The 4,934-nt window shown below is 67.3% G+C and carries 5 protein-coding genes; 3 read left to right on the top strand and 2 right to left on the bottom strand.

The features are described 5' to 3' along the window. Positions 1 to 168 precede the first annotated feature (168 nt). The 3 genes from AC5Y4Q_RS21590 to AC5Y4Q_RS21580 are packed head-to-tail and all read left to right on the top strand — an operon-like array spanning position 169 to position 3,277. On the top strand, positions 169 to 960 hold the full coding sequence (locus AC5Y4Q_RS21590; protein ID WP_064923781.1) for an SDR family oxidoreductase: 792 nt from the start codon (positions 169 to 171) through the stop codon (positions 958 to 960). 11 nt (positions 961 to 971) lie between these two features. After that, the gene (locus tag AC5Y4Q_RS21585; protein WP_064923780.1) at positions 972 to 2,048 is read left to right on the top strand and encodes an NAD(P)H-dependent amine dehydrogenase family protein; all 1,077 of its coding nucleotides are present in this window, start codon (positions 972 to 974) and stop codon (positions 2,046 to 2,048) included. Then, positions 2,048 to 3,277, top strand: coding sequence for an Nramp family divalent metal transporter (locus AC5Y4Q_RS21580; RefSeq protein WP_499960164.1), 1,230 nt, complete (start codon positions 2,048 to 2,050; stop codon positions 3,275 to 3,277). Before AC5Y4Q_RS21585 ends, AC5Y4Q_RS21580 begins: the two co-directional genes overlap by 1 nt. Position 3,278: 1 nt before the next feature. Here AC5Y4Q_RS21580 and AC5Y4Q_RS21575 read toward each other — a convergent pair whose 3' ends face one another. Both AC5Y4Q_RS21575 and AC5Y4Q_RS21570 read right to left on the bottom strand, forming a co-directional pair. Next, complete coding sequence (locus AC5Y4Q_RS21575; RefSeq protein ID WP_064923778.1) at positions 3,279 to 4,199, bottom strand: acyl-ACP desaturase; 921 nt, start codon at positions 4,197 to 4,199, stop codon at positions 3,279 to 3,281. A gap of 238 nt (positions 4,200 to 4,437) precedes the next feature. Beyond that, positions 4,438 to 4,866: an SRPBCC family protein gene (locus tag AC5Y4Q_RS21570; protein ID WP_064923777.1), complete on the bottom strand. Its 429-nt coding sequence runs from the start codon at positions 4,864 to 4,866 to the stop codon at positions 4,438 to 4,440. Positions 4,867 to 4,934: the final 68 nt, after the last annotated feature.

Genomic DNA, 4,934 nt, shown 5'->3' with positions numbered 1-4,934 from the left:
ACCTCCGCCAACGACGCCGGCTCCGGCAAACCGTTATCGAACATGTGTTCGATTGTACCCGAATCGGCTGACCCGTGCAGCCGCACATCCGGAGGGCCCCGGAGCCGAATTAGAACGTGTTTCAGAAAAGGGGTTCAGCTGGCGACGGATCCTTGTTAGCGTGCCTACGTGATCCTCGACAAATTCCGACTCGATAACTGCGTAGCCGTCGTCACCGGCGCCGGCCGGGGCTTAGGGGCGGCGATCGCGGTTGCGTTCGCCGAAGCCGGCGCCGACGTCGTCATCGCCGCGCGCACCCGATCCCAACTAGAGACCGTCGCCGAACAGATCGACGGCGCCGGACGTCGCGCCCACATCGTGGCCGCCGACCTGGCCCACCCCGAGGAGACGGCCAAGTTGGCCGGCGAGGCCGTCGACGCCTTCGGCAAGCTCGACATCGTCGTCAACAACGTCGGCGGCACCATGCCGAACATGCTGCTGACCACCTCGGCCAAAGACCTCAAGGACGCGTTGACGTTCAATGTCGTGACCGCGCACGCCCTGACCAGCGCTGCGGTGCCGCTGATGCTGGAACACTCCGGTGGCGGCTCGATCATCAACATCACCTCGACCATGGGCCGGCTGGCCGGGCGGGGATTCGCCGCCTACGGCACCGCCAAAGCCGCGCTGGCCCACTACACCCGGCTGGCCGCCATGGACCTCTGCCCGAAGATCCGGGTCAACGGAATCGCGCCGGGATCGATCCTGACCTCGGCGTTGGATGTGGTGGCCTCCAACGACGAACTGCGCGAGCCGATGGAGAAGGTGACCCCGATGCGCCGGCTCGGCGAGCCGGACGACATCGCCGCCGCCGCAGTGTATTTGGCCTCGCCGGCCGGCAGCTATCTCACCGGCAAGGTGCTCGAAGTCGACGGGGGCATCACGTTCCCGAATCTCGATCTGCCCATCCCCGACCTGTAGAGGACACCGGTATGCCCATTCGCGTCGCCCAAATCGGCACCGGCAACGTCGGCGTGCACGCGCTCAAAGCGTTGATCACCAACCCGGAATTCGAGCTGACCGGTGTCTGGGTCTCCTCGGATGCCAAGGCCGGCAAAGACGCCGGCGAACTTGCCGGCCTCGATGTCTCGGCCGGCGTGTCCGCGACCACCGACCTGCAGCAGGTGCTCGACGCCAAGCCGCAGTGCGTGGTCTATACCGCGCTGGCCGATAACCGGCTCGGCGAGGCGCTGGAGGACTTCCGGCGCATCCTGGACGCCGGTGTCAACGTGGTCGGCAGCAGCGCGGTGTTCTTGCAGTACCCATGGCAGGTGATCCCGCCGGAGATGCTGTCCCCGCTGGAGGATGCTGCCCAGGCCGGCAGGGCGAGCCTGTTCATCAACGGCATCGACCCGGGCTTCGCCAACGACCTGCTGCCGCTGGCCTTGGCCGGCACCTGCCAGAGCATCCAGCAGATCCGCTGCATGGAGATCGTCGACTACGCCACCTATGACAGCGCCGCCGTCATGTTCGACGTGATGGGGTTCGGCAAGCCGATGGACGAGATTCCAATGCTGCTGCAGCCCGGCGTGCTGAGCCTGGCGTGGGGTTCGGTGGTGCGTCAGCTCGCGGCCGGTCTGGGCCTCGAACTCGACTCGGTCGAGCAGTCACACGTTCGGGTGCCCGCACCGGAGGACTTCTCCATCTCCGCCGGTGACATCGCCGAAGGCACCGCGGCCGCTTTGCGATTCGAGGTGCGCGGCATGGTTGACGGCGAGGCGGCCGTGGTGCTCGAACACGTCACCCGGTTGCGCAAAGATCTGTGCCCGGAGTGGCCACAGCCGGCCCAGCCCGGCGGTTCCTACCGGGTCGAGGTGACCGGTGAACCGTCGTATGCGCTGGATCTGTGCCTGTCCAGTCCCAATGGCGACCACAATCACGCCGGGCTGGTAGCCACCGCGATGCGCGTGGTCAACGCGATTCCCGCGGTGGTGGCCGCCGAGCCGGGAATCCGGACCACCCTGGATCTGCCGCTGGTCACCGGACGGGGGCTCTACGCTCGTCCTTGATGACGCGTGTGGGCAAGCCGGTACGGGAAAAGCCGGGCTGGTATCTGCTCGGGCCCGCGTTTGTCGCCGCCATCGCCTACGTCGATCCGGGCAATGTCGCCGCCAACGTCAGTGCCGGCGCGACGTTCGGGTACCTCCTGGTCTGGGTGATCGTCGCCGCGAATGTAATGGCCGCGCTGGTGCAGTACCTCGCCGCCAAACTGGGCCTGGTGACCGGGCTTTCACTGCCGGAGGCGGTCGGTTCTGTTGCCCGCGGCCCGACCCGGATCGCGTATTGGCTGCAAGCCGAATTGGTCGCCATGGCAACCGATCTCGCCGAGGTGGTGGGCGGTGCCATTGCGCTGAACCTGATTTTCCGGCTTCCGTTGATGCTGGGCGGGGTGATTACCGGGGCGGTGTCGATGGCTTTGCTGGTCGTCGGCGACCGGCGTGGACCGCGGGCTTTCGAGCAGGTCTCCAGTGGGCTGTTGGCCATCATCGCGATCGGGTTCCTGGCCAGCCTGGTGGTCGCTCCCCCGCCGGTGACCGACATCGCCGGTGGCCTGCTGCCCCGCTTCGACGGCACCGAGAGCGTGCTGCTGGCGACTGCGATCCTGGGGGCCACGGTCATGCCGCACGCGGTCTATCTGCACTCCGGGCTGGCCCGCGACCGGCACGGACGAGCCGAAGCCGGGCAAGCGCGGCGACGACTGCTGCGGGTGACCCGGTGGGATGTCGGCCTGGCGATGCTGGTGGCCGGCGCGGTGAACCTGGCCATGCTGGTGGTGGCGGCGGCGAACCTGGCCGGGCACGACGGCACCGACTCCATCGAGGGCGCCCACGCCGCGGTGCGCGACGGGCTCGGCCCGACGCTCGCGCTGTTCTTCGCGGTTGGGTTGCTGGCTTCCGGCCTGGCCTCCACGTCGGTGGGCGCCTACGCCGGCGCGATGATCATGCAAGGCCTGCTGCGGGTGTCGGTGCCGTTGTTGTGGCGCCGGCTGATCACGCTGATACCGGCGCTGGCGATCCTGGCCATCGGGACCGACCCGACCCGGGCACTGGTGATCTCCCAGGTGGTGCTCTCGTTCGGCATCCCGTTCGCGCTGGCGCCGCTGATCCGACTCACCGGGAACCGCGCCCTGATGGGCGAAGACGCCAACCGGCGGCTGACCTCGGTGCTCGGCTGGACCGTCACGGTGGTGGTCGGCCTGCTCAACGTGGCGCTGATCTATCTGACCGTGACGGGTTGAATCAGGAGCTCAAGACGCTCTCGCGGTCCTTGGCCTTCTCTTCGTAGTACCTGGCCCGCTCGTCGACCATCTTGAGGAACCCGTCGACCTGTTCGCGAGCCTGCTCGCCCTCCGGGCCGAAGTCGTCCCGCTCGAAGACCTTCCAGAACCGCAGCACCGGCTGCACCACGTCGTCGTGGTGGATGCGCAGGTCGTAGATGCCGGCCTTGGCGATCAGAACGGCGTTCTCCTGGAAGCCGGGCATGTTCATCCCGGGCATCGAGAAGCCGAGCACCTCATCGCGGATGGCGCACATGGCCGCATCCGGCGCGATGTCCAGGGCCGCATCCATCAGGTTGCGGTAGAACACCATGTGCAGGTTCTCGTCGAGGGCGACCCGGGCGAGCAACTGGTCGGCGATCGGGCAGCCCGAGGCCTTGCCGGTGTTGCGGTGCGACACCCGGGTGGCGAGTTCTTGGAACGACACGTAGGCCAGCGCCTGCAGCGGAGTCTTGTCGCCGGAGTCGTAGCCGGCGATGGTGTGCTGCATCCGCATGTTCTCGAGGTTCACCGGGTCGATGCCCCGGGTGACGACGAGGTAGTCCCGCAGCGCGATGCTGTGGCGGCCCTCCTCGGCGGTCCACTGCCCGACCCAGGAGCCCCAGGCGCCGTCCCGGCCGAAGCGGGTGGCGATCTCCCGGTGGTACGACGGCAGATTGTCCTCGGTCAGCAGGTTGACCAGCAGCGCGGCCCTCGCGACCGGATCCAATGGCGAGTCCTCGGGAACCCAGTCCTCGCCACCGAGGAACGCGAAGTCGCGCCCCTTGCTCCACGGCACATAGTCGTGGGGCAGCCAGGGCTTGGCGGCCTTGAGGTGACGGTTGAGGTTTTGCTCGACAATCGGCTCCAGCTCATGCAGCAGCGCTGTCTGGACGTTCGGCATGTTTGCTCCATCCCGGATCGACATATGGTCAGTCGATTGGCCCCCCGGCCAAACCTACGGTTCCGTAGGTTTGGCCCCACGGTAGACATGGAGCTTGGCACATGTCAACTTGCAAATCTCGCCGTTTGGTGCATCTCGGCATCCGATCGGCCACAGCCCCCGGTGTCCTTGCAGGTAACGCCGCTACATTCATGGCGCCGACCTGCTGCCACCGGCTCCGTCGCTGTTGCGATCGCCGCTAGGTCGTCGCGCGGCCTTCCGAGCGCCGCTTGAGTCCCTCGGCCTCCATATCGACATAGCGTCGGATACGTCCACCGGCGAGCAACCGGCCCAGCCAGGCCATCGGACCGGTCAACGTGAAGGTCAGGACCGCCTGGACACCGGACTCCGTCGGCGTGAGCTCGTGGTAGCCGGTGAACCGGATTCCGGATGCCGACGCGGTCCAGGTGAACGACCGCTCGTTAGCCAACTCGGTGACGGTCCAGACCATCGGCCGGCCGGTGGGTTGGCGGACACGCGCGGTGCTGCCGACACGCAGCGGGCCGGAGTCGAGTCGGACGATCTCGCGCATCGATGCCGTCCAGTCCGGCCAGTGCTCGACATCGGCTAGGACTGCCCACACCTCTGCTGGGCGAGCGGCGATGGTATCGGTGCGGGTGTAGTGCACGGGAGCTCCTTCCCTCACCGGCACGCTACCGAGAATGGCGGGGGTTTTTCGGCGGTTCCAGCTTCGCC

The organism is Mycobacterium sp. NGS16, assembly GCF_059813225.1.
The sequence above is the reverse complement of the archived record's forward strand: the minus strand, read 5'-3'. Positions and strand labels throughout refer to the sequence as shown.